Genomic DNA, 25,468 nt, shown 5'->3' on the forward strand with positions numbered 1-25,468 from the left:
AATGATGAAGGCCGAGTAGCTCTCGAAGTCGGTTCGCGTCCAATCAAGCAAACAGCGATTGTTCGCGAAACTCCAGTTGTGGTTGTAGCGGTCGCATTCCAGCAGATCGATGACTGTTTTGTTGCCCAGAAATATGGGGATCGCGTGCGACTGCTCCTTGAAGGAAGATTTTTTTCTGCACGGCAGACTCAATGTCCACAGACAGCACTTGGTAGCGCTCTGTAAACGCCTTATTGAGGTCGCGGCTTTTGGCATAGATAAAGCCTGGATCGCGCGCAGATGTGCCGCAGCAGTATTGTAAGCGCGGTATCTGAGCTTGAGTTGAACGTAGATGAATGGAACTCGGCAGCCACCTCATTCAATGTCTCACCATGAACACAACCTACATGGCCCGTTAACAGGTGGACGTCAGAAGCAGGTTTGTCGAATCAGTACCTTATGAGCCTCATGAACATTTCTAACATAGCATCTGGTTTAACATAATATACATTATGCGAAAAACCCTATACGGGCCTGAGGGCTCTGAGGCTGCTTTTCACTAAGCAACCTAGAACCACCGCGCGCCAGATTCAAAAACAGCCTCCGTCGTCGTCGCTGACCTGCCTTCGTTTGACCCTTGGGCCATCGGACGTTTACGGCGAGTCAGCACACCGTTCACCAACGCTGTGGTGAAATCGATAACGTTGCCCGTCGTAACGCAGTACTGGGAAACAAAAGCCTGGGCCGCCGACCTCGACATCAGGCCAACCATTACTGCCTTTGCTAGCGAGAAACTCAGCGACACCGCTTTCTTTGAGCATGAGTTTCCAGTGGCCGTCAGACTGCTGACTGACTAGATAAAATCCTGTGCCCGCTTGTCCATAACAGTCAGTGCTGCCTTCGGTAATCAACGCATCCGGCCGGCCGTCACCGTTCAGGTCCTTAACCAGCTCCATGGTTACCGGCGTGTAGGCACCTGTTGTCTCGATTTCGCACTCCGACGTCTGTTGGTTAAATCCAGCAGCGCGGAATGCTTTTAACTGCTCGCTACGCGGTAGTTCATCCGCGAGCGCCGTAGCACTGGTCATGAAACATGCCACCCACAGACCTGACGTAAGCCTTCCCCGCATATAGATCGTCCCTTTATGATGCCAAATGTGAAGTAACGCGCATGTACCCACACTAGAGTAAAGGATCAACTAGCTCTGCCCTAACAATATAACCAATGAGCATAACTCAACTAAATGTCTATTTAGTTGAGTTATATAAACAGTACTTCAATAACTACCCACCGCCGCCATTTCTCCACCCACAATCGCAACCCCCGAGCTGCTGCCCAAGCGCGTCGCTCCGGCCTCAATCATCTTCACCGCCGTCGCATAATCACGTACGCCGCCGGACGCCTTGACCCCAACGCCGGCGCCTACTGTCTTGCGCATCAAGGCCACGTCTTCAAGCGTGGCGCCACTGCGGCTGAACCCCGTGGACGTCTTGACGAATGCCACCCCCAAATCCCGGCAGATTTCGCAGGCCTGGACCTTCTGTTCGTCGCTGAGCAGGCAGGTTTCCAGGATTACCTTCAACGGCACGGCGCCGCAGGCTTTATGCACCAAGGCTATGTCTTCGCGCACTGCGTCAAGCAACCCTTCCTTCAGCCAACCGATATTAAGCACCATGTCGATCTCCCCTGCCCCGGCGGCTATCGCCCGTTCGGCTTCGAAGGCCTTGGTGTCGCTCAGGCCGGCGCCCAGCGGGAAGCCTACCACCGCACAGATCACCACGCGATCGTCGCTCAGGCAGGACGCGGCGTAAGGCACCTGCCCCGAGTTCAGGCACACGGAATAAAAGCCGTGCGCCTGCGCTTCCTCGCACAGGGTGCGAATCTGTTCACGGGTAGCATCGGGGGCCAGCAAGGTGTGATCGATGTACTTGGCCAATACTGCGGGTTGAAGCGTATTCATATAACGTGCCCTTGCCTGTATGTTGCCAATGGTGGTGTGCCGCGTGTTGCGGCGCTCACATTAAGCGTTACAATAATCACAATTAATGTTACTTAGTTAACACAAACAATCAAGCCCTGGAATGCCCGTGGACAGTAAAAAAGCCGAGCGACTCAAGCTTATCCAGCAAGCCCTGCAGGACCAGAGCGCCATTCACCTGCGGGAAATGGCGGCGCTGCTGGACGTTTCCGAGATGACCCTGCGCCGCGACCTCAGCCACTTCAGCGAGCATTTGCGCCTGCTCGGTGGCTACATCACACGGGTCGGCAGTGAGGTCGGTGATTACCGGGTCGCTGACCAAGGCACGCGTCACGTCGAAGAAAAACGTCGCATCGGCAAACTCGCTGCGCGGTTGATACAGCCCGGTGACACGGTATTTTTCGACTGCGGCACCACCTCTCCGTTTGTGATTGATTTCATTCCCGACGAGCTGGAATTCACGGCGGTGTGCAGCTCGTTGAACGTGCTGCTCAAGCTGCAGAACAAGCCCAACTGCCATATCGTGCTGTGCGGCGGCACCTTTCACCGCAAGAACCAGGTGTTTGAAAGCAGTGCCGAAAGCAGCATTCTCGACAGCGTGCGTCTCACGTGGGCCTTCGTGACGGCGGCGGGCGTCAGCCAGGAATTTGGCGTGACCTGCTTCAATTTCAATGAAGTCGAGGTCAAGCAAAAGGTCCTGCGCCAAGCCCAGCAGCGCGTGTTGCTGGCGGACTTCAGCAAGTTCGACACGGTGCGCACGGCGCACTTCGCCAGCCTTGCAGACTTCCACTACGTGGTCAGCGACAAGAAAATCCCCCAGGCCTACAAAGACGCCATCCAGGCCAGCGGCGCGCAACTGCTGGTTTAACCCAGCAACATCTGGCGCTCCCGCGCATTCAAATAGCCGGTGGTCACGCTGAACGAAGCGCTGGCCCCGGCCGCCAGCACCCGCACGTGGCCTTTGGCTTTTTCGGCGGTATAACCTTCGGGTTCACAGGTTGACGGCAGTACGAACGCCGCCACTTGCTGGTCCGGTGAGTGCAGGATCCAACGTGCGGCGTGCTCAAACTCCTTGGGCCGATAACGGGTATAAAACGCCGCACCATTGGGGTGGTCCAGCAGAAAATGCGCATGGCCAGTGGCATCTGCACCCACATCGTCGAAGAAAAACACGATTTCAGGGTCGTACAACGCCGGTGTGTCGAGACACGCCAACTGCGCCGGATGCTCGGCCAGTTGCGCCATGTAGGCGCTCCAGTCCGGCGTTGGCTTAACGTGGTCCGGCACGCTGGTGCGCAGGCGCAAGCGCTGCATCCCTAGCGGCTCGACAAACTGCGCGCCGGCCACATAGGCGTAATTCATGTGGGCCATGTACATCAGTTCCATGGGCTTGCCGGCCAGGTTAGTGACGTCCAGGTCGATATCGAACAGGGCCGAATCGGCGCGTAGTGTCACGCTTGGGGTTGCCCTGTAGCGATCGCCAAAGCCTTTGGCATATTGGTAGGTGCCACCCAGGCGCACGACGCCCTCGCCTGTTTCCAGCCAGGCCGTGTCCATCGGCGCGCAGGGCATTTCGCCGTGCAAGGCATGGGTGTCATCCGGCGCCGGGCAGCCGTTGCGCAGCAAGCCACTGTGAAACATGAAGCAGCCGTAAGTGTCGATTATCGTCGGGCTGGGCCTTGGCTGCTCGAAGAGATGGGTCATGGTCAGGTCGCAGCCGTCGAACACGGCTGACCAGATCATCTGCCCCTGATAAGGCAACACCACCAGGCGTCCACGGCTGTTCTCCAGGCTCACGGCCAGCACGCCGGACGGGTAAACCCAGGCACTGACCTTGAAGTCGTCGGAGTGCAGCAGGACCTTTTCCTGCTCGCTGAACAGCACGGGATACAACGGGATACGCGCGTTCATGAGGCCACCGCCGCTGCACCCGACGGCACGCTGTCCGACTGGCGCATACACTTGAGCGCATACATCACGATCACGATAAAGCACAGCAACGGCACGCTGTAGGCCAACTGCATGTTGCCACCGCTGGCGTCGGACAACAGGCCCTGGAAGATCGGAATCACCCCGCCACCGACAATACTCATCACCAGCAGTGAACCGCCGACACCGGTGTCTTCACCCAGGCCATCGATGGTCAGGCCGTAGATGGTCGGCCAGCACGGGCCGAGAAAAATGCTCACGCCAACTGCCGCATACACCGCGGAAATGTTCGGCACCAGGATGGTGTAGGCCAGCAGCACAATGCACAGCACGCCGTAAATCGCCAATACCCGGGCCGGGTGCAGGCGGCGCATCAGCAGGTTAGCGATCATCTTGCCGACAAAGTAGGCGGCAAACGTGGTCAGCAAAAACCATGAAGCGCTGCGCTCATTCATGCCGCCCATTTGCATGGCCAGGCGAATGGTGAAACTCCACACACCAACCTGCGCGCCCACATACAGAAACTGCGCGAGTACACCAAAGGTAAAGCGCGGGTTGCGCCACAGCCGGCCCAGACTTTGACGCAGGCTGCCGGATTTATTGTCGACGGGCTTATTGCCCTTGCAGGCTGGGAAGCGGGTGATGGCGATCAGGATAAACATCAGCACCAGTACGGCGATCATCCACTTGTAGGGCAACAGCGTGGACTGGATCATCTGCAACTGCTGCACCGCCGCCTCGGAGGCGCTCATTTGGGTCAGTTGCTCGGTGGTGGCATCGGTGTCCTTGAACATCACAAAGCTGCCCACGTACACCCCGGCCATGGCGCCGAACGGGTGAAAAGTTTGCGAGATGTTCAAGCGCCGCGTCCCGGTTTCCCGTGGACCCATCAGGGTTGAATAGGTGTTGCACGCGGTTTCCAGGAACGACAGGCCCGCCGCGATCACAAATAGCGCCAGCAGGAACATGCCGTACTTGGCGGTGGACGCAGCGGGAAAAAACAGCAGGCAGCCCAGCATGTACAGCAACAGGCCGATCAGGATCGTGCTTTTGTAGCTCAAGCGGCGCACCACCATCGCGGCCGGAATCGCCACGAAAAAGTAACCCAGGTAAAACGCCGACTGCACAAAGGCGGTCTGGAAATCGCTGAGCAGAAAGGCTTTCTTGAAGTGCGCGATCAACACGTCGTTCATGCTCGCCGCTGCGGCCCACAACGCAAAGATGCTGCACAGCAGGATAAACGCGAACCAGGGCGTTCGGTTCAGATAGAAGCCATCGGGTGTCTGTTGCAGCGCAGGTTTGTTCATTATTGTTCTCCGGGCTGGGATGAGGGTCTTACCGTTGTTGCTGGAAACGGGCGAACGCTTCGGCGTCGGGATAGGAGGTCTGCGTACCCAGCGCTGTGACCGAACAGGCCGAATACGCCACTGCCTGCTCCATGGCCTGGCGAATAGCGCCGCTGCGGCACCAGTGCTGGATGAAACAACCGATAAAGGCGTCACCGGCGCCGGTGGTGTCACGGGCAACTACCCGCTGGCCAGGCACCTGGAACTCGCCCTCCGCGCCCACGTACAGCGCGCCGTGCTCGCCGAGGGTGACGATCACGTGGCGAATGCCGCTGGCGACCAGTGAGTGCGCGGCGCTGCGGGCCGAGTCCGGCGAATCCACGACTCGGCCGGTGATCAATGCCAGCTCCGATTCGTTGGGAATCAGGAAATCCAGCTGCGCCAGGTGCTCGGCACTCAAGTTGGCCAGGGCTGGTGCCGGATTAAGCAGCACTGCAATGCCATGGCGACGGGCGAATTCGATGGTGTAGTAGACCGTGTCCAGGTTGATCTCCAGTTGCAGCACGATCAGCGTGCATTCACGCAGGTCGGCAGCCGCTGCCTCGATATCCGCCGGCAACAAATGCGCATTGGCGCCTTTGACGATCAAAATGCTGTTATGGGAATCGGCGCGCACGAAAATCGGCGCCACGCCACTGGAGACGCCCGGCACCCGCTGCACGTAACGGGTGTCGATACCAAAACGCTGGAAGTTGGCCAGGGTATTGTCGGCGAACATGTCGTCACCGACTTTGCTCAGCATCAGCACATCCGCGCCAAGCTTGGCCGCCGCCACCGCCTGGTTGGCGCCTTTGCCGCCACACCCCAGGGCAAAGCCCGGCGCTTCCAGGGTTTCGCCCTGGTCCGGCATGCGGTCGATGTAAGTAATCAAATCCACCATGTTGCTGCCGATGACTGCGATCTTGCCCATTGCTATCTCACCTTGTTGCGGCACGACCAGGCAGGTCGTAGCGCTCTTGTTTTGTTATTTAAATAACATTAAGTGTGATTATTCAATCTTTATTTTATGAAGACTCGTCAAGCGGCAGGAAAATGTAGCGTCTGTGTAAGCGTCACCTTGTGTGCCCAGGTACAGCTCACTAAGCTGGCCGATCTTTTGCTTTAACCCGGAACCCCCATGTCTCGAAGTATTGCCCACCTGGCCTTGTTGCTGGGGTTGATCACCGCCATTGGCCCTTTCGCCATCGACAGCTATCTGCCTGCGCTCCCGACCCTGGGCGCCAGCCTGCAGGCGTCGCCGGCGGCCGTGCAGATGAGCCTCACGGTGTTCTTCATGATCATTGGCGTGTGCCAGTTGTTCTACGGGCCTATCAGTGATGTGTACGGGCGCAAGCCGCCGATTTACGCGGGCCTGGCGATTTTCGCGGTGGCCAGCGTCGGCTGTGCGCTGGCGCCGACGATTGAAGTGCTGATTGGGTTTCGTGCCCTGCAAGCCTTCGGCGCCTGCGCCGGTATGGTGATCCCGCGGGCGGTGGTGCGTGACCTGTACACCGGCCACGAAGCGGCGCGCCTGATGGCCCTGCTGATGCTGGTGATGAGTGTTTCGCCGATCCTCGCGCCCTTGGCCGGCAGCGTGGTGATTTCACTCTGGAGTTGGCGTGAAGTGTTCCTGGTGCTCGCGGTGGTTTCGCTGTTGTGCCTGGTGATGACCTTTGTGCAACTGCCCGAAACCCATCCTGCCGAACGCCGCCTGGGCAAGACCCTGGGCAGTGCGATCGGCAGCTACGGCGCCTTGCTGCGCGACCCGGTATTCACCGGCCTGTCGGTGGTGTGCGGGTTTGGCCTGGCGACGTTCTTTGTGTTTATCGGCAGCGCGCCGTTCGTGTACATCGAGTATTTCGGCCTCACGCCCACGCAATTCAGCCTGTGTTTTGCAGTCAACGCCGCGTCGTTCTTCGCCATGAGCCAGCTGACCGCACGCCTGAGTGCGCGTTTTGGCCTGGCGCCGTTGATTCGCGGGTCGGTGATCGGCGTGGCGGTGGTCATGAGTGCGCTGGCCGTCACCACCTTGTGGAGCGACAACCTCGCCTTGATGATGGCGCTGCTGTTTATCGGTTTCGGCTTCCTCGGCCTGCTGCTGCCGGCCGCCGGGGTGTTGTCCATGGAGGATCACGGCGCAGTCGCGGGTTCTGCGTCGGCGCTGCTGGGGGCTATCCAGATGATCACGGCGGCCGTGTCGATGACGCTGGTTGGCGTGTTTGCCGACCATACGCCCGCGCCCATGCTGGTCGGCATCGCGCTGTGCGCGGTGGCGGCGATGCTGGTGACCTTGTGGACCTTGCGTCGTTTGACGGCGCATTTTCATTCCCAGTCTCATTTGTAGGTGCGCACAACAAATGTGGTGGATTAGCTGAGCAGGTCATGAATATCTGCACGAAGTTTACCCAGGCGAAGATTTTTATAATTTGCACGATCAAACTGCGTAAGCGCCGACTCTTTATTTCGCGCGCCTCTGATAACCGCTATCTGCGTATTATCTTTTGTGCCCTCCCAGTCAAGTTTGCTCACTGCGTAATCGATGGCCTCAAGGGCAATTTCAACAGTGCCATATCGCTGCGAAATCATAAATGTCTCCAGTGATTTTAGAGTTTTATCACATGAATTGCCGGCACTGACTCCTACTCTTAAAAAGTCACCACCCTTAGTGATATCGTCCCAAATAAATAACTCCCCTGATGTTCGGCACAATGAAAAAAATATATTTTCCTCATCATGAAATGGATGCAGGTGGGCTTCATTAAAAAAATCAGCTTTCTCTTTCAGATTCGTATTACAGTTTGTGCACGAAGGAATGAGATTGCCTAGGCTGAGTGCCAGGTGCGGATACTTAGTTTTGCAAAAATAATGATCTAATGGCGGTCTGAACCCCCTACCCGTATTCTGATCTAGCAGAGTAGGAATGTCTATTTGTTGGCAGTACGGGCAGACTTTTATAGTTGAAGAAAGGCAAAGCTTATAGGCGTCCCAACCAATTTTTTTTGTTCGAAAATTCTCGTAGTTAAAAAGATATGTTATTTCCGAGATGAACCGCAAGCGACTTTTTCCAGCACTCGCAGCATAGGTATTGAACACGGCTATGCTGTCGAGAATAACCGGAAGTTCAGTTGATGTCAGATGATATCGAATAGCATTTACAAATTTCACGGAATGCTGAAGCGGCTTCTTTATTCGCTTCCCATACTTTCGCTTGGGATTGACAAAGAGATCAATTTTTCTGTTAAGGAACGCTGTGTGTTCCTTATAAGCTCCCGCCCAGCTATTCGAAATAGAAACAATCAAGACACAATTTCCTTTTGCGCTAATATTTCGGCGATTTCTCGCCCTATAATCGGATTGTCAATGCAGTTGATGATAAGTGTGTCTTTTAGGTTGCCTTCGCCAGCTTGTAGGTTTTCGACAGCTTCATTGATTTTTTCAGACGCAAATTCACCTATAGTTTTTGCGTTAAACGACTGCCCAAACAGAGTATGAAGGGTCGCGGCGAACGCTTTAGGTGTTCTTCCATCTTGACCGTCATTCAGGCTGCAAACATACTGCTTTGGGACATCTGTCGCAAGGAGCGGGGAATGCGTCGCCATGAGTACTTGCAGCGCGTCAAGTCCAATTTTTCCACTCAAAGTGCCCAGTAAATTATTTAGCTGCTGTATGTACATCCGCTGCCACTCCAAATGCAGAAAAGCGTCACCCTCGTCGACAAGTAACAAAACCTTACTGTACTTTTTCGCTATTTTTTTCAGAGCAGCTGAAAGACTACAAAATTGCAATAAGATCGCGATCTCTCCAGAACTCATCTTATCTAGACGTGTTTCAAAATACACGCTGGTGACTCTTCTAAATGCAGCCGAAGGACGACTGTAAAGATCTACTTGCAAATCCACTTCAATCCAATCTTCGCGCTGCACCGTTGTTATCCGAGAGTGGGAAGCATCCACTACCTTTAATACGTCACGAACATCGTCAAAACTATCAAACTTCGTCTTTGAATACCCCGTGCGATTCATTGGGATCTTCAAGATTCGATGACAATAACTAACAGCCTCCTCCACGCGAGAAGAAAACATGATCATTCGATCGACAACTATTAACGTTGCAATCGTCAGATTTTTATTCGGCAAGTTCAGAAGATGACTTTTAAGTGCCTCAATAGCTTTCCACCACGACGAGCCTGCTCGTCGTGAGTTTCTTAATCTGATTCTTGACGAGTCTTCATAAATATTCTCAAAAATTTTACTTCCTGGAAAGATCTCGCCACTGAAATTTTTCGAGGAAACACACGCGTGCATTATGTTGCCTATACATTTATCAAAATTGATTCGAGTCATTATATTTAAACGAGGATCAAACGCAAACTGCTCAATATGCTTTCGATTCGAAATTAGCTCATCAAGTATCGATAGTTTTTTTCGCTTTGGCGAGGCATCGATCAAGTTTTGTGAACGCTGAAAATTTGGAGTGTAAGGCAGCGAGGAGTAATAAATTATACCCCACTCTTCTACCGCTTCAGCAGAATCCATTTGTACATTTCCAACCTTATAAACCTTAAGCTCACTGTTAACCCGCTCAGTAAACTGTCCTGTGAAGTAGTCAACTAATCTTTTCAAAATCATAGTCTTGCCAGAGCCGTTGGGGCCAATCAAGAGGGAAAGAGAATCAATGTCAAAAATATTCCCCTGTCCTTCCTCTTTCATGCAGATTGTTTTTGAACCCAGTTCAATGCGTGAGAGCAAAATTCAGTTCCTTCCAAATCGAGGTATCAATCATCATTGAAATATCACGTGTGCGTTGCAACGAAGCCAAAAAATGCAAAATGAGATCAAAATGATACTACGAATAAAATCTCAACTTCCAGTACGGCAAATACCGAAATTTCTCCCATCTTTGGCTAGAATCGACACAATTGATTTTGATTTTCGAGCTGACATGTCTCGAGCGTCGGCCTTCCAGCAAGGGAAACCTTTCGTCGGTTTTGCCCAACATTCACTAAAACTATGGCGGAACAAAAAACTACTAACTCCATAGCACCTTTGACGATCTATGGAGTTAGACATGACCGACTACCCTCGCCCACCCTTCGCGCCTCAAGCCCAATCCGTGCCAGGCACCCAGAAGAAAATGGACCCGTACCCCGATTGCGGCGAGAAGAGCTACAAAGGCTCCGGCCGGTTGGCCAACAAAATCGCGCTGATTACTGGCGCCGACAGCGGTATTGGCCGTGCGGTGGCCATCGCCTTTGCCCGTGAAGGCGCCGACGTGGCCATCGCCTATCTGGATGAGCATGAAGATGCCCGGGAAACCGCGCGCTGGGTCGAAGAAGCCGGGCGTCAATGCCTGTTGTTGCCAGGCGATATCGCGCAAAAAGCCAACTGCCAGGCGCTGGTGGACAAGACTGTCGAGCAGTTTGGTCGCATCGATGTGCTGGTCAATAACGCCGCATTTCAGATGACCCACGAAACCTTCGAAGAAATCGAGGATGAAGAATGGGTCAAGACCTTCGATATCAACATCACCTCGATGTTTCGCATCTGCAAGGCAGCCCTGCCCCATATGAAAGCCGGCAGCTCGATCATCAACACCAGTTCGGTCAATTCCGATATGCCCAAGCCAACTCTGCTGGCCTACGCCGCCACCAAAGGCGCGATCGCCAACTTCACCGGTGGCCTGGCGCAGTTGCTGGGTGACAAGGGTATTCGCGTCAACAGTGTGGCACCTGGGCCGATCTGGACGCCGCTGATCGTAGCGACCATGCCCGACAAGGATGTGCAGAGCTTTGGCAGCGAAACACCGCTCGGCCGGCCAGGCCAGCCTGTGGAAGTGGCACCGATCTATGTGCTGCTGGCCTCGGACGAAGCCAGCTATATCTCCGGTTCACGCTACGCGGTCACCGGCGGCAAACCGATTCTCTAAGCCTCACATAGCCCTAATGTGGGAGCGGGCTTGCTCGCGAAGGCTGTGTGTCAGTTACAGATTGACTACCTGACACTCCGCCTTCGCGAGCAAGCCCGCTCCCACAGTTTTAATCAGTGTCTGGCCTGAAAACTACAAATCAAACCTGTCCACCGCCCGACGCCGCTCGTTGTCATCGCGCACGTCATAACTGGCGGTGGTCTGGATATTGGTGTGATGCGCCAGCTTCTGCGCAATCGATAGATCGTGTTCTTCAATCACCCGCGTGATAAACGAGCGCCGAAAGTCATGGGGCATGATCTTTACGCCCACCTGCTCACCGCGTTGACGGGCGATGTAGTAAATCGCGTGCTTGGTGATGCGTTCACGGGTGATATGGCTGCCACGGCGGATACGGTTGAACAGGAAACTATCGTCCTGCTCGCCGTCCTTCAGTTGCTCGCGACGAAACGCCAGCCAGGCCTGCAGCTTGTCAAACGCCCAGGTTGGAGCGTACTTGATCAGCTCTTTGTTGCCTTTGCCAATCACACGCAAGCTGCGTTCATCGAAATTGATCTGGGCCAGATCCAGGTTCACCGACTCCGACTTGCGCATGCCTGAACCATACAAAATGCCGATCACGGCGGCATCCCGCAAGCCTTGGGGGCGTGGGTCGGCGGCACAGACTTCCATCATTTCGCGGATCAGGCTGCGGCGCAGGTTACGCCCCTGGCTGAGGCGCGTTCCCGGAGTGGCCTTGACCGAGCGCATCTTCAACAGATGGTCCTGACTGATCAGGCTCATCCGCCAGGCCTCGTTCATCACCCCGCGTACCGCATTCACATACAGCGACGAAGTGTTTGGCGCACAACCGTCCTCGCGCAAGGCGCCGACCAGGGCAATCACCTGTTCGGGTTGCAGCAGGTGCCAGTCGATCTCTTCCAGGTTGATGTCTTCATAGCCCAGGCGGTCGGCAGCATCTTGCAGCACATAGCGCATGGTCAGTTGGCTGGAGGGCGCCAAGCGGGTGAGATAAAGGGTCAGTGGGTTGCGGATAGACTCAGTCAAGGTAGATCAGCCTTTGGATTAAATACCTCGTTCAAGCCATTGTTTAATCGAGGTATTTAGTGAATTGGCGAAGGCCGAGTCTAACCCAGGACCGGGCCTGGCACCAAATCACGGCACAAAATCACGGCACCGATTCGTCGTCCTCGGTCGGGTTTTCACCCTGAGGCTGCGCCTGGGACTGGCTCCAGTCGGCGTCCTGTTTCTGCATCAGTGCAAACCAGTGCTGACGCATGAACGCCAGGTAGCTGTCCGGCGCTTTGGCAAAGTCGTTTTCATCGCCGTAACAGCCCGGCAGCGGCAACTCGGTGCCCTGCTCCTTGTACTGGCTGACCAGTGCCTGCTGCGCGGCAACGCTGCAGTCGGTAGGCAGCGGCATTCCCCGCAGGGCACCGGCGTCCTCGTCCCACCAGCTTGCACCGACGCGATCAACACCGCGCAGGCGGTACTTCTGCGACTTGCCCACATGCATGATCAGCTTGAACTCACGCGGGCTGACATCACTGGTGCAGGTGCGCGAATAGCCCACCGTGGCCTGGGTAATGCCATCGCCGGCAAGGTCAGTGACCTTGGTTGCCGCCATATCAAAGCGCAACCCCGCGTCGAATTCGCAATGCTGCACATCGTCATAAAGCATCCAGACCCGCTTGGGGCGCTCGCCACCGAGCAAATACTGGGCCGCGTAGACAAATGCCGATTGGGTGCCGTCATCATCGCGTTCGCTGACCTGCTCGGCGAGTACCAGCAAGTTCTTGCCTTGGTGGTCATCCCAGGTATAGGCCGCGACCTGTTTGCCACGCACTTCCACGCCGTCCGGCACCTGCTCGACGCTGGTAAGCGCCACGCCATCGTCGGCTCGAACGGTGGTGACACAGGCCACCGCCATCAACACGCCCATCAATGCAGGCCGCAACTGGCCGCGCAAAATCCGCACACTATTCATCCGACTACCCTGGCAAGAGATGGCTTACTTTACCGGCACTTGAGGGCCAATGCAGAGAAGTTTGTTGAATTACCCTGCGCATCAGCGCAACGGTGCAGAATCCGTCGCGGTTTTGCCCGCAGAACCAATCCCCAGGCGCCTCAGTGGTTTAGCTGAACCCTACCTGTCTACCTGTCAAATAAACGAGTTTTTCATCCGCCTTTCATATTCGTTCAACAATTTTCCGCTTAATCTTGGCCCCAGGACTTGAGAACGAACCGCGCCTTCCCCGACTAACCTGTTGATTACGCTTTACCTTTAATAGTTTTCGTCTTTAATCTGCTAGCCCATGGAAGAAACCGTTGCCCGTCCTCAGGAAAGTCGAATGAATGCCGCACACCCACGCTACGTTGTTTAATCTTTCGGCGTTGTTTATCGATGGATTACTGCTGTTTTCACGCTCCAATTGTTCTAGCCCCGAGGTCATGAATCTTTGAAACCCTACCCTATTCATTGCGTGTCGATCGTTATCCCGGTCTACAACGAACAAGAGAGCCTGCCTGAATTGCTGCGTCGCACCACCGCAGCGTGCAAGCAACTGGCTTACGAATACGAAATCATCCTGGTGGATGACGGTAGCCGCGACAATTCCGCCCAATTGCTGGAAGACGCCGCCGCAGAAGATGGCAGCAACGTCGTGGCGGTGATCCTCAACCGCAACTACGGCCAGCACGCGGCGATCATGGCCGGCTTCGAGCAATGCCGTGGCGAGGTGATCATCACCCTCGACGCCGACCTGCAGAACCCGCCCGAAGAAATCCCGCGCCTGGTCGAGCAAGCCGCCCTGGGCTACGACGTCGTCGCCACCGTGCGTAACAACCGCCAGGATTCGGCCTTCCGCCGCTGGCCTTCGCGCCTGATCAACCTGGCCGTGCAACGCTCCACCGGCGTGGCCATGACCGACTACGGCTGCATGCTGCGCGCTTACCGCCGCACCATCGTCGACGCGATGCTGGCCTGCCGTGAGCGCAGCACCTTCATCCCGATCCTGGCCAACGGCTTCGCACGCCACACCACCGAGATCCTGGTGCACCACGCCGAGCGTGAGCATGGCGAGTCCAAGTACAGCGCCATGCGCCTGATCAGCCTCATGTTCGACCTGCTCACCTGCATGACCACCACCCCGCTGCGCCTGCTGAGCATCGTTGGTTTCAGCCTGGCGGCGCTGGGCATGCTTTTTGCCTTTGCGCTGGTGTTCCTGCGTTTGGTGTTCGGCGCCGAATGGGCCGGTTCAGGCATGTTCGTGCTGTTCGCGGTGCTGTTTGTGTTCACCGGCGGCCAATTCATCGGCATGGGCCTCTTGGGTGAATACCTGGGGCGCATGTACAGTGACGTGCGTGCCCGTCCACGGTTCTTTATTGAAAAGGTGCTGCGTAACCAACCCGCAGAACCGGCTCCGGTCGTCGTCGTCGACGGCCTGGCAACTTCCCACTCTCCTACTTCTCCTTCCGATCAGGTTTCGTCATGAATTCAAGAGCTGTTGTCTTCGCTTATCACGATATTGGCTGTGCAGGTATTGAAGCCCTGCTGACCGCCGGCTACGACATTGCTGCCGTGTTCACCCATGCCGACGACCCCAAGGAAAACAATTTCTACGGCTCCGTCGCCCAACTCTGCGCCCGTAACGGCATCCCGGTGCACGCACCGGAAGACGCCAACCACCCGCTGTGGATCGAGCGTATTGCCAAGCTGAACCCGGATTTCATCTTCTCGTTCTACTACCGCAACCTGCTGAGCGAAGCCCTGCTGGCCACCGCCAAGAAAGGCGCGTTCAACCTGCACGGTTCCTTGCTGCCTAAGTACCGTGGCCGCGCTCCGGCCAACTGGGTGCTGGTCAACGGTGAAACCGAAACCGGCGTGACCCTGCACCGCATGGTCAAGCGTGCCGATGCCGGCGCGATCCTGGCCCAGCAAAAAGTCATCATCGACCGCACCGACACCGGCCTGACCCTGCACGCCAAACTGCGTGACGCGGCCACCAACCTGCTGCGCGATGCCCTGCCACAACTGGCTCAAGGCAAACTGGCCGAAACGGCCCAGAACGAAAGCCAGGCCACCTACTTCGGTCGCCGCACTGCTGCTGATGGCAAGCTGGACTGGAAAAAGCCGGCTGAAGAGCTGTTCAACCTGGTTCGTGCCGTGACCCAGCCGTACCCAGGCGCCTTCTGCGCTGTCGGCGAGCACAAACTCATCGTTTGGCAAGCTGACGTAGTCAAGGGCAACGAAGGCCTGGCCCCCGGCCGTGTGATCAGCGTCAACCCGCTGCGCATCGCCTGCGGTGAAGATTCCCTGGTGGTCAAGTTCGGCCAGCGCAACGAAAACGGCCTGTACCTGGCCGGCCCTTCCCTGGCTGACGAACTGGGCCTGGTCGACGGTTCCGTGCTGCGCGGCGCCGAGTCCGGCCGCAAGCCACGTCGCACCCGTGTACTGATCCTGGGTGTTAACGGTTTTATCGGTAACCACCTGTCCGAGCGCCTGCTGCGTGACGACCGTTACGAAATCTACGGCCTGGACATCGGCTCCGACGCCATCGAGCGCCTGCGCAGCCACCCGAACTTCCACTACGTGGAAGGCGACATCAGCATCCACTCCGAGTGGATCGAGTACCACATCAAGAAGTGCGACGTGGTCCTGCCGCTGGTGGCCATCGCCACGCCGATCGAATACACCCGTAACCCGTTGCGCGTGTTCGAGCTCGACTTCGAAGAAAACCTGAAACTGGTGCGCTACTGCGTCAAGTACAACAAGCGCGTGATCTTCCCGTCGACCTCCGAAGTCTATGGCATGTGCCAGGACCAGTACTTCGACGAAGACACCTCCAACCTGGTGGTCGGCCCGGTCAACAAGCAGCGCTGGATCTACTCGGTATCCAAGCAACTGCTGGACCGCGTGATCTGGGCTTACGGCGACAAGGGCCTGAACTTCACCCTGTTCCGTCCGTTCAACTGGATGGGCCCACGCCTCGACCGTCTGGATTCGGCGCGTATCGGCAGCTCCCGTGCCATCACCCAGTTGATCCTGAACCTGGTGGAAGGTACGCCAATCCGCCTGTTCGACGGTGGTGAGCAAAAGCGTTGCTTCACCGACATCGCCGACGGCATCGAAGCCCTGGCCCGCATCATTGATAACGACAACGATGTCTGCAACGGCCAGATCATCAACATCGGCAACCCGGAAAACGAAGCCAGCATCCGTCAGCTGGGCGAAGAACTGCTGCGTCAGTTCGAAGCTCACCCGCTGCGCAGCAACTTCCCTCCGTTCGCCGGTTTCCGCGACGTAGAAAGCAAGGCGTTCTACGGCACCGGTTACCAGGACGTGGCACACCGCAAGCCAAGCATCGACAACGCCAAGCGCCTGTTGAACTGGGAGCCGACCGTTGAGATGAGCGAGACCATCGGCAACACACTGGACTTCTTCCTCAAAGAAGCCATGCTCGAAATCGCGGACAAAAAGTAATGAAGGCAGGCTTGCGCATCGACGTCGACACCTACCGAGGCACCCGTGAAGGTGTGCCGCGGTTGCTCGAATCCCTGGATGAAGCCGGGGTTAAGGCGACGTTCTTCTTCAGTGTCGGGCCGGACAACATGGGGCGCCACTTGTGGCGTCTCATCCGCCCGCAGTTTCTGTGGAAGATGCTGCGTTCCAATGCCGTCGGTTTGTATGGCCTGGATATTCTCCTGGCCGGCACCGCCTGGCCGGGCAAGCCGATCGGCCGTGACCTGGGGCACTTGATGCGCCAGGCCAAGGCCGCCGGCCATGAAGTCGGCCTCCACGCATGGGACCATCATGGTTGGCAAGCCAACACCGGGCGCTGGAGCGACGCACAGCTGGTCGAGCAGATCCGTCGAGGCGTGGACACCCTGAGCGACATCCTGGGTGAACGCATCGACTGTTCAGCCGCCGCCGGCTGGCGTGCCGATGAGCGCGTGGTGCAAGCCAAACAAGGCTTTAACTTTCGCTATAACAGCGATTGCCGGGGCACCAGCCTGTTTCGTCCGACCCTGGCCGATGGCAGCGCGGGCACCCCACAAATTCCGGTAGACCTGCCGACCTTCGACGAAGTCGTCGGCCCGGTAGTGGCTGCCAAAGATTTCAACGGCTTCATTCTTGACCGGTTCACCGAGTCGAAGCTGAACGTCTATACGATCCACGCAGAAGTAGAAGGGATTCTGATGGCTGACGATTTTCGCCAACTGCTCGCCCAGGCCGGGCAGCGCGGCATCGACTTCAAACCCTTGGGCGACCTGTTGCCCGCGGATGTCTCCACCCTGCCCCGGCAACAGCTGGTGCGCGGCGCGCTCAGCGGCCGTGAGGGTTGGCTCGGAGTGCAAAAGGCATGATCCGGCGCTGGGCATTGCCCCTGCTCCTGTTGGCGTTTGGCGTGTTTTACCTGTTGCCGCTAGCCAGTCATGGCCTGTGGATCCCGGATGAAACCCGCTACGCGCAGATCAGCCAGGAAATGCTGCTGACCGGCAAGTGGGCCTCGCCACACTTCATGGGCATCCGCTACTTCGAGAAACCCGCTGCGGGCTACTGGATGATTGCGCTGGGCCAGGCGATTTTCGGGCAGAACCTGTTCGGCGTACGCTTTGCGTCGGCCTTGAGCACCGGGCTGAGCATCCTGCTGGTATATCTGGTTTCGCGCCGGTTGTGGAACGACCCGCAAAAAAGCCTGGTCAGCAGCGTGCTGTACATGAGCTTTGTCAGCGTGGCCTTGCTCGGCGGTTACGCCAACCTGGACCCGCAATTCACCTTCTGGGTCAACCTGACGGGCGTGGCCCTGTGGTTTTGTTTCGACAGCACCACGCGCAACGGCCGCTTGGGATCTTGGGCCTTGCTCGGTTTTGCCTGCGGCATGGGCTTTATGACCAAAGGGTTTCTGGCCTGGCTGCTGCCGGTGTTGATTGCCCTGCCCTATGCGATCTGGCAGAAACGCTTTCGTGAGTTGCTTGGCTATGGCGTGGTCGCGGTGGTCGTCGCCATTGTCGTCAGCCTGCCCTGGGCACTGGCCGTGCACCTGCAAGAGCCGGACTACTGGAACTTCTTCTTCTGGCACGAGCATATCCAGCGCTTTGCCGGCGATGACGCCCAGCATGCCGAGCCGTTCTGGTTCTACCTGCCGCTGATGGTCGCGTTCTCGTTGCCATGGATCGCCCTGCTGCCGTCCACGGTCAAACAGGCCTGGCTGGAAAAGCGCCTGCCCAAGACCGCGTTCCTGCTGCTGTGGCTGTTGATGCCCCTGGCGTTCTTCAGTCTGGCCAAAGGCAAGCTGCCGTCCTACGTCATGCCGTGCCTGCTGCCCTTGGCGCTGTTGATGGGCTCGACACTCAGCGACAAGCTGGCCAAGGGGCATGGCCGCGCCTTGCGCATCAATGGCTGGTTGAACCTGGTTATTGGGATCGTGGCGCTGCTGGCCATCAGTTGGTTCCAATTAAAGAAGCCGGTGTATGAGCCGGGTCAGGAAACCTTCAGCCTGGTGCTGGTGTTTACCTTCCTGTTCGGCTGGATCGTGGTCAACCTGCTGCAAGCTGCGCGCCCATTGAAACTGTGGGCTGCGCCGGTCATCGGCAGCTGGTTGCTGGTGGCCCTGGTGCCGGCCGCCCTGCCCCATTCGGTGGTTTATAACAAAACCCCGGACCAATTCATCATCGACCACTTGCCCGAACTGCAACCGACCACCGCCCTGCTCAGCAATGACCTTGGCGCTGCATCGGCGTTGTCATGGCGCCTGGGTCGCCCCGACGTTGCGCTATACAACACCATCGGTGAGGTGAAATACGGCATTGCCTATCCGGACACCGCCTATCGCAAGGTCGGCACCGCTGACGTTCAACAGTGGATGAGCGAAGCGCGTAAAAAAGGCTCGGTTGGCGTGGTCATGCGGGTCAAGGGCGACGATGAAGTGGCCGAAGTGAACCTGCTGCCCCAAGACGGCAAGCGCTATGAGCAAGGCAATATCGTCATCCTGATTTTCCCACAGGCTGCGCAATGACCACTTTGCTTCTCCTGTTGGGCGCCTGTCTGCTCACCTGCATGGGCCAGGTTTCGCAAAAGTTTGCGGTGGAAAGCTGGCGTGACCAGCCCGACGGTTGGGCGCCCAAATTGCGCTCGCCGTGGCTGTGGTCGGCGCTGGTGTGCCTGGGCCTTGGCCTGCTGGTATGGCTGCTGGTGTTGCAGCGCCTGGAAGTGGGCATCGCCTACCCCATGCTCAGCCTCAATTTTGTGCTGGTCACGCTGATGGCGCGGTTTGTCTTCCATGAGCACATCGATGGCCGTCATTGGCTGGGTGTCGTCCTGGTGATCGGTGGCGTAGTGCTGCTGGGGCGTCACGTATGAGCCGCGCGCAAGGGTTTGCCCTGGCTTTGGGCAGTGTCGGCCTGGTCAGTGCCGCCCAGTTGGGCATGCGCTGGAGCATGACGCGCCTGCCATTGCCGACCGAATGGTTGAATGCGTTCAACAGCAACGCCATTGATCTGGGCGCCCTGGGCGTGGTGGTGCTGGCGATCATCGCCTACGCATTGTCGATGCTGTGCTGGCTTGGCGCGCTCAAACACCTGCCCCTGGGCCGCGCCTATTCATTGCTGAGCATCAGCTACGCGCTGGTGTACCTGCTGGCCGCCAGCCTGCCGGTGTTCAACGAACATTTTTCGCTTTCAAAAACCCTGGGAGTGGCCTTGGTCATTCTCGGTGTTCTGGTTATTAACTCTCGTCGTGCTAGCGTTGCAAGCCCCAGGAATGCCCCATGAAAATCAGTGTATTTGGTAGCGGTTACGTCGGTCTGGTACAGGCCACCGTATTGGCCGAAGTCGGTCACGATGTGATCTGCATGGACGTGGACAAGAGCAAAGTCGAGTCGCTGCAAAAAGGCCACGTGACCATCTTCGAGCCGGGCCTGGCGGCCATGGTCAAGGAAAACCTGGAAAGCGGGCGCCTGCACTTTACCTTTGACGAAAAACTCGCCGTAGAACACGGTGAAGTACTGTTTATCGCCGTGGGCACGCCATCGGACGAAGACGGTTCGGCCGACCTCAAATACGTGCTCTCGGTGGGCGATGCCGTGTCCCGCCATCGCGTGGAGCCGGTGATCCTGGTGGAAAAATCCACCGTGCCGGTCGGCACTGGCGACACCCTGCGCGCCCATATCGAAAAAAACCTGCACATTGCCGGTCGTCACCTGGAGTTCGATATCGTCTCCAACCCGGAATTTCTCAAGGAAGGCTCGGCCGTAGCCGACTGCCGCCGCCCGGACCGCATCATCATCGGCTGCGAGCGCGAAGAAGTGCGTGAAGTCATGCGCGACCTCTACGCGCCGTTCAACCGCAACCATGACCGCATCATCTTCATGGACCTGCGCAGCGCCGAACTGACCAAGTACGCCGCCAACTGCATGCTGGCCACCAAGATCAGCTTCATCAACCAGATCGCCGAGCTGGCCGAACACTTGGGCGCCGACATCGAAGCCGTGCGTTTGGGCATCGGCGCCGATTCACGCATCGGCTATCACTTTATCTACCCAGGCTGCGGCTACGGCGGTTCGTGCTTCCCTAAAGACATGCGCGCCCTGATCCACAGCGCCAAGGAAGCCAACTGCTCCAGCGACCTGCTCGAAGCCGTTGAAGCGATCAACCAGCGCCAGAAGAGCAAGCTGTTCGAACGCATCAACGCTTACTTCAAGGGCGAGCTGCAAGGCAAAACCTTCGCCTTGTGGGGCCTGGCTTTCAAGCCCAACACCGATGACATGCGCGATGCCCCAAGCCGCGTGCTGATGGAAGCCCTCTGGGCGGCCGGCGCCAATGTCCGTGCGTTCGACCCCGAAGCCATGCAGGAAACCCAGCGCATCTACGGTGACGAGTCGCGCCTGACCCTGCTGGGCACGCCGGAATCGGCCTTGAGCGGCGCCGATGCGTTGATCGTCTGCACCGAATGGCAGCAATTCAAGGCGCCGGACTTCGAACTGATCCACGCCCGCCTGAAAAACCCGGTGATCTTCGACGGTCGCAACCTTTACGACGGCGAGCGCCTGGCGCGCAAAGGCTTCAAGTATTTCCCGATGGGCCGTGGCGACTCCTGCGAGCTGCCGATTCCCCAGCAAAACTGGGTCGCGCCAGCCAAGGAAGACTAAAGACGTGAACAAAGCTCAACCGCCGCTGCTTACAGCAACGCTGCGCAACCAGTCGCTGGGGCTCGGGCTCCTGGCGCTGGTGCTGTTTATTGTCGGCAACTGGCACCAGGCAATCATCGGCTTTGACTCGCGCTTTGTGGTGTTTGCCCAGGAAATGCTGCGCCATGGGCCGAGTTTTTTCCCTACCACCTATGGCCAGCCTTACGCTGACTACCTGGCGACCTCGACCCTGCTGACCTGGCTGTTGTCCTTGCCGTTTGGCGAGGTCAGCAGCCTGACGGCGTGGTTGCCCACCTCCATCGCCTCGGCGCTGATCGTGGTGCTGGTGTATCGCCTCACGGCGCCCTACTCCACGCGCTGGGGCCTGCTCAGCATCGCGATGTTGCTGCTCAGTAGCACCTTTATCAGTGAAACCCGCTCAGTTTCGCTGGACCAGATGCTCGCGGCCATCGCCTTGACGGTGTTCTACCTGGGCTATGCCCATGACCACTTCGGCGCGGCTAAACGCTTGCATTGGCTGTTCTTGCTGCTGATCCTGGGCTTTGCGGTGCGTGGGCCAATCGGCCTGGTGATCCCCACCGGCGTGCTGTGCAGCTACTACCTGATCAACCGCCAATGGCGCCAACTGTTCACCTTCGGCTTTATCGCCCTGGCCGTGCTGGCGGCGTGTGTCGGCCTGTTGTTGCTGTTGGCCAAGCTCAGTGGTGGCGAGGACTTCATGCAGGACGTGATCCGCATGCAGTTCCTGGGGCGCATGGACGGCACCGAAGGTTCCAGCGGCGTTTTGTATTACTTCACCAGTTCCATGGGCAACTACGCGCTGGCCTATCCGCTGGCGTTGCTGGTGTTGCTGGCAGTCGCCATCAGTGGCCGTCGGGCACCCGACCCGGCACTGAAACTGGTGCTGTATTGCGCCGCGGCGGGTTTGCTGGTGATGCTCGGCCTGTCGGTCCCTCAGGCCAAGAAGGCACGCTACATCCTGCCGATGCTGCCCATGGCAGCGATCATTGCGGCCTATCCGTTCCAGGTCAGACAAGGGCGGCTGTTCGCCTGGCTGCGCGGCTTGATGCTGGGCATCTGGACGCTGCTGCCGGCGCTGCTGGTAGTCGGGCTGGTGGTGGCGCGCAAGCGTTACCCGGCACAGTTAGACAGCCTGGGGCTGGTCTTCGGCGTGCTTGGCGTGCTGCAAGCCGTGGCGCTGTTGTCACTGCTCAAGCCGCGTCTACGCCCGCTGGGGTCGGCACTGGCGGCGGTACTGGCGCTGTGGTCGACCTACATTGTGGTGGTCGAACCGTTGGAACGCACCCTCTACGACACCCGCACATTCAGCCTTGGGGTAAAAGAGCAGATCATGCAGCAACCGGCACCGGTGGTGCTGCATGGTTTGGGCAAGGATGCGAAAGCCATCAAGTTCATGGTCAACTTCAACTGCGATAAGGTGCCGCTGTTTACCCAGTCGGCGGCAGACCTGGCGCCGCTGCAGGGCCCGGCGTGGCTGGTGATGAGTGCTCAGGACTTCGAAAAACTGCAGGATCCGCGCTTGCGCTCGATCACGCCGACGCTGACCGGGGAATTCGACAAAGACCCGTATGTGTTGCTCCACCTGGAGAAAGTCAGCGCGCCGTAATCACGCTGACAGCGGTCTGACGGAAACGGCGCCCACTCCTTCGAGAGTGGGCGTTTTTCGTTATAACCGCCCGGAAAGCGCCTACACAGCTATGCGTAAACGCTGGCGCACTTTGCCTTCCGATGCCCGGAACCCAAATGTAGACTCCTTTGTCATGTGCGTTAACTATCTACTACCGGGCGCAGTCAGCCTTCCACGCACACCGACCTGCTTGATCAAAAGGGCAATGCCGTGCCAGAAGACCTGTTGCTTATACCTGCGCCGAGGCTGGATCGATTGATGGCGTTGCGCGACGCCTTGGTGGCACTGAAGGGGCCGCTGGCCGACGACCCTGGATTGCAGGAGAACCTGCAAAGACAGCTGTTCAATGAAGAGACGGACACTCGTGTACTCGGACGCATCTGCACGCCACTGCCGCAACCGACGCATCGCATCTTCTATAACGAGGGCCATTAACTGCATTATTTTTGCATTTAATCTTCATTAATATGCATTGGCACCATGGCAGCAAGCTCGGCACACTGCACAGGTTCCTCCCCCAACTGTTGGAACGTTCAAAGGGCTTATCCGGGTAACCAGGCGAGCCTTTTTTTTCGCCTGCTGCTTTATGGATCGTGTCGATGCTCGCTCGCTGGTTACCCGCTGCAATCAATACCCGCCCCGCCGAATGGAGCCGCGCCGCCATTGGCATGGCCTTGGGCACGCTATTGAGTGTCTGGGTGTGTGCCCAGGTATTCGGTATGGAAGTCGCCTTGCACCTGCTCGGACCGCTCGGTGCATCGGCGGTTTTGTTGTTTGCCGTGTCGTCCGGTGCGCTGGCTCAGCCCTGGTCGATTATCGGCAGCTACTTGTGTGCCGCCGTCGTCGCCTTGCTGGTGGCGCGGGTACTTGGCCGCACCCTGGGCAGTGCTTGCCTGGCGGCGGGCATGACGGTGGTGCTGATTTGCTGGCTGCGCTGCCTGCACCCGCCCGCCGGTGGCCTGGCCATGACCCTGGTACTCGCAGACCCGGCCTCCATCGCCCTGGGTTGGCAGGAAGTGGCGCCGGTGATGCTCGGCGCGGGCGCGCTGCTGGCCTGTGCGCTGGCCTATAACAACCTGACACGCACGCGTTACCCCAAGGGCGCAGTCGAGCCGCCTGCCATCGTGCTGGGCAACACCGCGCCGGTGACCGACGCGGCCATCACGGCAGCCGATCTGAAGCTGGCCCTGGCCGACATGGAGCAGTTCTTTGATGTGGAGCCGACCGAGCTGGAGCAATTGATCCACGCAGCAGAAGGCCATGCCCGGCGCCGCAGCATCGCTGAAGTGCTGGGTGGCCGCAGCGCTGCATAAATGCAAAAACGACCTGCATGATTCCGGGTTGTACTGGGCAAATTTGCACTGGTACGATCGCGAGATAGTTCGTACGCGAACATCTTGATAAAGAACAATAAAAGCAGGGAGTTAGTGATGACTGCTCAGGTTTCATCCGAAGCAAGCCAGGCCAGAATTCTTCAAGACGAGGTACTGGCTGAAGTCCGCAACCATATCGGCCACCTCACCCTTAACCGCCCCGCCGGTTTGAATGCCATCACCCTGGACATGGTCCGCAGTCTGACCACGCAGTTGCAGACCTGGGCGGATGACCCGCAGGTGTATGCCGTGGTCCTGCGCGGCGCCGGTGACAAGGCGTTCTGCGCCGGTGGTGATATTCGCTCCCTCTACGACAGCTTCAAGCAGGGCGACAGCCTGCACCAGGATTTCTTCGTCGAGGAATACGCCCTCGACCTGGCGATTCATCATTACTGCAAACCCGTGCTGGCGCTGATGGACGGGTTTGTTCTCGGCGGCGGCATGGGCCTGGTGCAAGGCGCCGATTTGCGTGTAGTGACCGAGCGCAGCCGCCTGGCGATGCCGGAAGTGGCCATCGGTTATTTCCCGGACGTGGGCGGCAGCTATTTCCTCTCGCGCATCCCTGGTGAGCTGGGGGTTTACCTTGGCGTCACCGGCGTGCAGATCCGCGCCGCCGATGCGCTGTATTGCGGGCTGGCCGACTGGTGTATCGACAGCGCCAAACTCGCCGAACTCGACCAGAAGCTCGACCGCCTGCAATGGCAGGATTCGCCGCTCAAGGACCTGCAAGGCGTACTGGCCAAGCTTGCGGTTCAACAATTGCCCGACGCCCCACTGGCCGCGCTGCGCCCGGCGATCGACCACTTCTTCGCGTTGCCGGATGTGCCGAGCATGGTCGAGCAACTGCAGCAAGTCACCGTTGCCGACAGCCACGAATGGGCGCTCACCACCGCCAGCCTGATGCAGACCCGCTCGCCGCTGGCGATGGCCGTGACCCTGCAGATGCTGCGCCGTGGCCGCCGCCTGCCGCTGGAACAATGCTTCGCGCTGGAGCTTCACCTGGATCGCCAGTGGTTCGAACGCGGCGACCTGATCGAAGGGGTTCGCGCGTTGATTATCGACAAGGATAAAACCCCACACTGGAACCCCGCGACGGTCCATGAGCTGGACGCGAGCCATGTCGAGAGCTTCTTCAGCAACTTCACGCAGAGCGAGAAATAAG

At 57.9% G+C, this 25,468-nt stretch carries 24 protein-coding genes; 14 read left to right on the plus strand and 10 right to left on the minus strand.

Annotation, left to right across the window (positions count from 1 at the left end; genetic code table 11):
- Window positions 1-43: 43 nt before the first annotated feature.
- The 3 genes from PSH96_RS14290 to deoC all read right to left on the minus strand — a co-directional run bounded on the left by PSH96_RS14290 (window position 44) and on the right by deoC (window position 1,940).
- Window positions 44-358 (minus strand): hypothetical protein, encoded by a 315-nt coding sequence (locus PSH96_RS14290; RefSeq protein ID WP_305459870.1) that lies wholly within the window; start codon window positions 356-358, stop codon window positions 44-46.
- Between the two features lie 274 nt (window positions 359-632).
- A complete protein-coding gene (locus tag PSH96_RS14295) occupies window positions 633-1,067 on the minus strand; it encodes a hypothetical protein (RefSeq protein WP_305459872.1) in 435 nt (144 codons plus the stop codon).
- A 189-nt stretch (window positions 1,068-1,256) separates the two neighbouring features.
- Window positions 1,257-1,940 carry a deoxyribose-phosphate aldolase gene (gene deoC / locus PSH96_RS14300; protein WP_305459874.1) on the minus strand — a complete coding sequence of 228 codons (684 nt, stop codon included), beginning with the start codon at window positions 1,938-1,940 and terminating at the stop codon, window positions 1,257-1,259.
- A 127-nt stretch (window positions 1,941-2,067) separates the two neighbouring features.
- Between deoC and deoR the strand changes: the two genes are divergently transcribed.
- A complete protein-coding gene (gene deoR, locus PSH96_RS14305) occupies window positions 2,068-2,826 on the plus strand; it encodes a DNA-binding transcriptional repressor DeoR (protein WP_305459876.1) in 759 nt (252 codons plus the stop codon).
- On the opposite strand, the gene PSH96_RS14310 is transcribed toward deoR, so the two are convergent.
- Genes PSH96_RS14310 through rbsK form a run of 3 tightly spaced genes read right to left on the minus strand, consistent with a single transcriptional unit; the run spans window position 2,823 to window position 6,143 of the window.
- Window positions 2,823-3,869, minus strand: coding sequence for an aldose 1-epimerase family protein (locus PSH96_RS14310; protein WP_305459878.1), 1,047 nt, complete (start codon window positions 3,867-3,869; stop codon window positions 2,823-2,825). The two genes, deoR and PSH96_RS14310, sit on opposite strands and share 4 nt — an antisense overlap.
- On the minus strand, window positions 3,866-5,194 hold the full coding sequence (gene fucP / locus PSH96_RS14315; protein WP_017135709.1) for an L-fucose:H+ symporter permease: 1,329 nt from the start codon (window positions 5,192-5,194) through the stop codon (window positions 3,866-3,868). Before fucP ends, PSH96_RS14310 begins: the two co-directional genes overlap by 4 nt.
- Before the next feature lie 28 nt (window positions 5,195-5,222).
- Window positions 5,223-6,143 (minus strand): ribokinase, encoded by a 921-nt coding sequence (gene rbsK, locus PSH96_RS14320; protein ID WP_305459880.1) that lies wholly within the window; start codon window positions 6,141-6,143, stop codon window positions 5,223-5,225.
- Between the two features lie 207 nt (window positions 6,144-6,350).
- Here rbsK and PSH96_RS14325 point away from each other — a divergent pair, with 207 nt between their 5' ends.
- A complete protein-coding gene (locus PSH96_RS14325; protein ID WP_305459882.1) occupies window positions 6,351-7,556 on the plus strand; it encodes a multidrug effflux MFS transporter in 1,206 nt (401 codons plus the stop codon).
- Between the two features lie 23 nt (window positions 7,557-7,579).
- Here the strand turns inward: PSH96_RS14325 and PSH96_RS14330 are convergent, their stop codons facing one another.
- Together PSH96_RS14330 and PSH96_RS14335 are read right to left on the minus strand one after the other, a co-directional pair.
- Window positions 7,580-8,512 (minus strand): hypothetical protein, encoded by a 933-nt coding sequence (locus PSH96_RS14330; protein WP_305459884.1) that lies wholly within the window; start codon window positions 8,510-8,512, stop codon window positions 7,580-7,582.
- A complete protein-coding gene (locus PSH96_RS14335) occupies window positions 8,509-9,960 on the minus strand; it encodes an AAA family ATPase (protein WP_305459886.1) in 1,452 nt (483 codons plus the stop codon). The genes PSH96_RS14330 and PSH96_RS14335 overlap by 4 nt, the downstream gene beginning before the upstream one ends.
- Window positions 9,961-10,279: 319 nt before the next feature.
- Here PSH96_RS14335 and PSH96_RS14340 point away from each other — a divergent pair, with 319 nt between their 5' ends.
- Window positions 10,280-11,137 carry an SDR family oxidoreductase gene (locus tag PSH96_RS14340; protein ID WP_305459888.1) on the plus strand — a complete coding sequence of 286 codons (858 nt, stop codon included), beginning with the start codon at window positions 10,280-10,282 and terminating at the stop codon, window positions 11,135-11,137.
- 132 nt (window positions 11,138-11,269) lie between these two features.
- On the opposite strand, the gene xerC is transcribed toward PSH96_RS14340, so the two are convergent.
- Window positions 11,270-12,184 (minus strand): tyrosine recombinase XerC, encoded by a 915-nt coding sequence (xerC, locus tag PSH96_RS14345; protein ID WP_305459890.1) that lies wholly within the window; start codon window positions 12,182-12,184, stop codon window positions 11,270-11,272.
- A gap of 121 nt (window positions 12,185-12,305) precedes the next feature.
- Window positions 12,306-13,124: a M949_RS01915 family surface polysaccharide biosynthesis protein gene (locus PSH96_RS14350; protein WP_305459892.1), complete on the minus strand. Its 819-nt coding sequence runs from the start codon at window positions 13,122-13,124 to the stop codon at window positions 12,306-12,308.
- Between the two features lie 472 nt (window positions 13,125-13,596).
- Between PSH96_RS14350 and arnC the strand changes: the two genes are divergently transcribed.
- The 11 genes from arnC (at window position 13,597) to PSH96_RS14405 (ending at window position 25,467) form a co-directional block, all read left to right on the plus strand.
- Window positions 13,597-14,631, plus strand: coding sequence for an undecaprenyl-phosphate 4-deoxy-4-formamido-L-arabinose transferase (arnC, locus tag PSH96_RS14355; protein ID WP_056860018.1), 1,035 nt, complete (start codon window positions 13,597-13,599; stop codon window positions 14,629-14,631).
- Window positions 14,628-16,619, plus strand: a complete 1,992-nt coding sequence (gene arnA, locus PSH96_RS14360; RefSeq protein WP_305459895.1) for a bifunctional UDP-4-amino-4-deoxy-L-arabinose formyltransferase/UDP-glucuronic acid oxidase ArnA — start codon at window positions 14,628-14,630, stop codon at window positions 16,617-16,619. Before arnC ends, arnA begins: the two co-directional genes overlap by 4 nt.
- Window positions 16,619-17,503: a 4-deoxy-4-formamido-L-arabinose-phosphoundecaprenol deformylase gene (gene arnD, locus PSH96_RS14365; protein ID WP_305459896.1), complete on the plus strand. Its 885-nt coding sequence runs from the start codon at window positions 16,619-16,621 to the stop codon at window positions 17,501-17,503. The genes arnA and arnD overlap by 1 nt, the downstream gene beginning before the upstream one ends.
- Window positions 17,500-19,155 carry a lipid IV(A) 4-amino-4-deoxy-L-arabinosyltransferase gene (arnT, locus tag PSH96_RS14370; protein ID WP_305459898.1) on the plus strand — a complete coding sequence of 552 codons (1,656 nt, stop codon included), beginning with the start codon at window positions 17,500-17,502 and terminating at the stop codon, window positions 19,153-19,155. Before arnD ends, arnT begins: the two co-directional genes overlap by 4 nt.
- Window positions 19,152-19,499, plus strand: a complete 348-nt coding sequence (arnE, locus tag PSH96_RS14375; RefSeq protein ID WP_305459900.1) for a 4-amino-4-deoxy-L-arabinose-phosphoundecaprenol flippase subunit ArnE — start codon at window positions 19,152-19,154, stop codon at window positions 19,497-19,499. Before arnT ends, arnE begins: the two co-directional genes overlap by 4 nt.
- Complete coding sequence (arnF, locus tag PSH96_RS14380; protein WP_305459902.1) at window positions 19,496-19,909, plus strand: 4-amino-4-deoxy-L-arabinose-phosphoundecaprenol flippase subunit ArnF; 414 nt, start codon at window positions 19,496-19,498, stop codon at window positions 19,907-19,909. Before arnE ends, arnF begins: the two co-directional genes overlap by 4 nt.
- On the plus strand, window positions 19,906-21,285 hold the full coding sequence (locus tag PSH96_RS14385; protein ID WP_305459904.1) for a UDP-glucose/GDP-mannose dehydrogenase family protein: 1,380 nt from the start codon (window positions 19,906-19,908) through the stop codon (window positions 21,283-21,285). The genes arnF and PSH96_RS14385 overlap by 4 nt, the downstream gene beginning before the upstream one ends.
- 4 nt (window positions 21,286-21,289) lie before the next feature.
- Window positions 21,290-22,912: a glycosyltransferase family 39 protein gene (locus PSH96_RS14390; protein WP_305459906.1), complete on the plus strand. Its 1,623-nt coding sequence runs from the start codon at window positions 21,290-21,292 to the stop codon at window positions 22,910-22,912.
- A gap of 279 nt (window positions 22,913-23,191) precedes the next feature.
- Complete coding sequence (locus PSH96_RS14395) at window positions 23,192-23,368, plus strand: hypothetical protein (RefSeq protein WP_305459908.1); 177 nt, start codon at window positions 23,192-23,194, stop codon at window positions 23,366-23,368.
- Between the two features lie 164 nt (window positions 23,369-23,532).
- On the plus strand, window positions 23,533-24,246 hold the full coding sequence (locus tag PSH96_RS14400; RefSeq protein ID WP_305459909.1) for an HPP family protein: 714 nt from the start codon (window positions 23,533-23,535) through the stop codon (window positions 24,244-24,246).
- 117 nt (window positions 24,247-24,363) lie between these two features.
- On the plus strand, window positions 24,364-25,467 hold the full coding sequence (locus PSH96_RS14405; RefSeq protein ID WP_305459911.1) for an enoyl-CoA hydratase/isomerase family protein: 1,104 nt from the start codon (window positions 24,364-24,366) through the stop codon (window positions 25,465-25,467).
- Window position 25,468 lies beyond the last annotated feature (1 nt).

This window comes from Pseudomonas sp. FP2338, assembly GCF_030687515.1.
Classification (GTDB): domain Bacteria; phylum Pseudomonadota; class Gammaproteobacteria; order Pseudomonadales; family Pseudomonadaceae; genus Aquipseudomonas; species Aquipseudomonas salomonii.

Excerpts from the sequence above, each read along its gene's own strand:
- PSH96_RS14290 (WP_305459870.1), bottom strand. The coding sequence starts at position 358 with ATGAGGTGGCTGCCGAGTTCCATTCATCTACGTTCAACTCAAGCTCAG.
- PSH96_RS14295 (WP_305459872.1), bottom strand. The coding sequence starts at position 1,067 with ATGACCAGTGCTACGGCGCTCGCGGATGAACTACCGCGTAGCGAGCAG.
- deoC (WP_305459874.1), bottom strand. The coding sequence starts at position 1,940 with ATGAATACGCTTCAACCCGCAGTATTGGCCAAGTACATCGATCACACC.
- PSH96_RS14310 (WP_305459878.1), bottom strand. The coding sequence starts at position 3,869 with ATGAACGCGCGTATCCCGTTGTATCCCGTGCTGTTCAGCGAGCAGGAA.
- fucP (WP_017135709.1), bottom strand. The coding sequence starts at position 5,194 with ATGAACAAACCTGCGCTGCAACAGACACCCGATGGCTTCTATCTGAAC.
- rbsK (WP_305459880.1), bottom strand. The coding sequence starts at position 6,143 with ATGGGCAAGATCGCAGTCATCGGCAGCAACATGGTGGATTTGATTACT.
- PSH96_RS14325 (WP_305459882.1), top strand. The coding sequence starts at position 6,351 with ATGTCTCGAAGTATTGCCCACCTGGCCTTGTTGCTGGGGTTGATCACC.
- PSH96_RS14340 (WP_305459888.1), top strand. The coding sequence starts at position 10,280 with ATGACCGACTACCCTCGCCCACCCTTCGCGCCTCAAGCCCAATCCGTG.
- PSH96_RS14350 (WP_305459892.1), bottom strand. The coding sequence starts at position 13,124 with ATGAATAGTGTGCGGATTTTGCGCGGCCAGTTGCGGCCTGCATTGATG.
- arnA (WP_305459895.1), top strand. The coding sequence starts at position 14,628 with ATGAATTCAAGAGCTGTTGTCTTCGCTTATCACGATATTGGCTGTGCA.
- arnD (WP_305459896.1), top strand. The coding sequence starts at position 16,619 with ATGAAGGCAGGCTTGCGCATCGACGTCGACACCTACCGAGGCACCCGT.
- arnT (WP_305459898.1), top strand. The coding sequence starts at position 17,500 with ATGATCCGGCGCTGGGCATTGCCCCTGCTCCTGTTGGCGTTTGGCGTG.
- arnE (WP_305459900.1), top strand. The coding sequence starts at position 19,152 with ATGACCACTTTGCTTCTCCTGTTGGGCGCCTGTCTGCTCACCTGCATG.
- arnF (WP_305459902.1), top strand. The coding sequence starts at position 19,496 with ATGAGCCGCGCGCAAGGGTTTGCCCTGGCTTTGGGCAGTGTCGGCCTG.
- PSH96_RS14385 (WP_305459904.1), top strand. The coding sequence starts at position 19,906 with ATGAAAATCAGTGTATTTGGTAGCGGTTACGTCGGTCTGGTACAGGCC.
- PSH96_RS14395 (WP_305459908.1), top strand. The coding sequence starts at position 23,192 with ATGGCGTTGCGCGACGCCTTGGTGGCACTGAAGGGGCCGCTGGCCGAC.
- PSH96_RS14400 (WP_305459909.1), top strand. The coding sequence starts at position 23,533 with ATGCTCGCTCGCTGGTTACCCGCTGCAATCAATACCCGCCCCGCCGAA.
- PSH96_RS14405 (WP_305459911.1), top strand. The coding sequence starts at position 24,364 with ATGACTGCTCAGGTTTCATCCGAAGCAAGCCAGGCCAGAATTCTTCAA.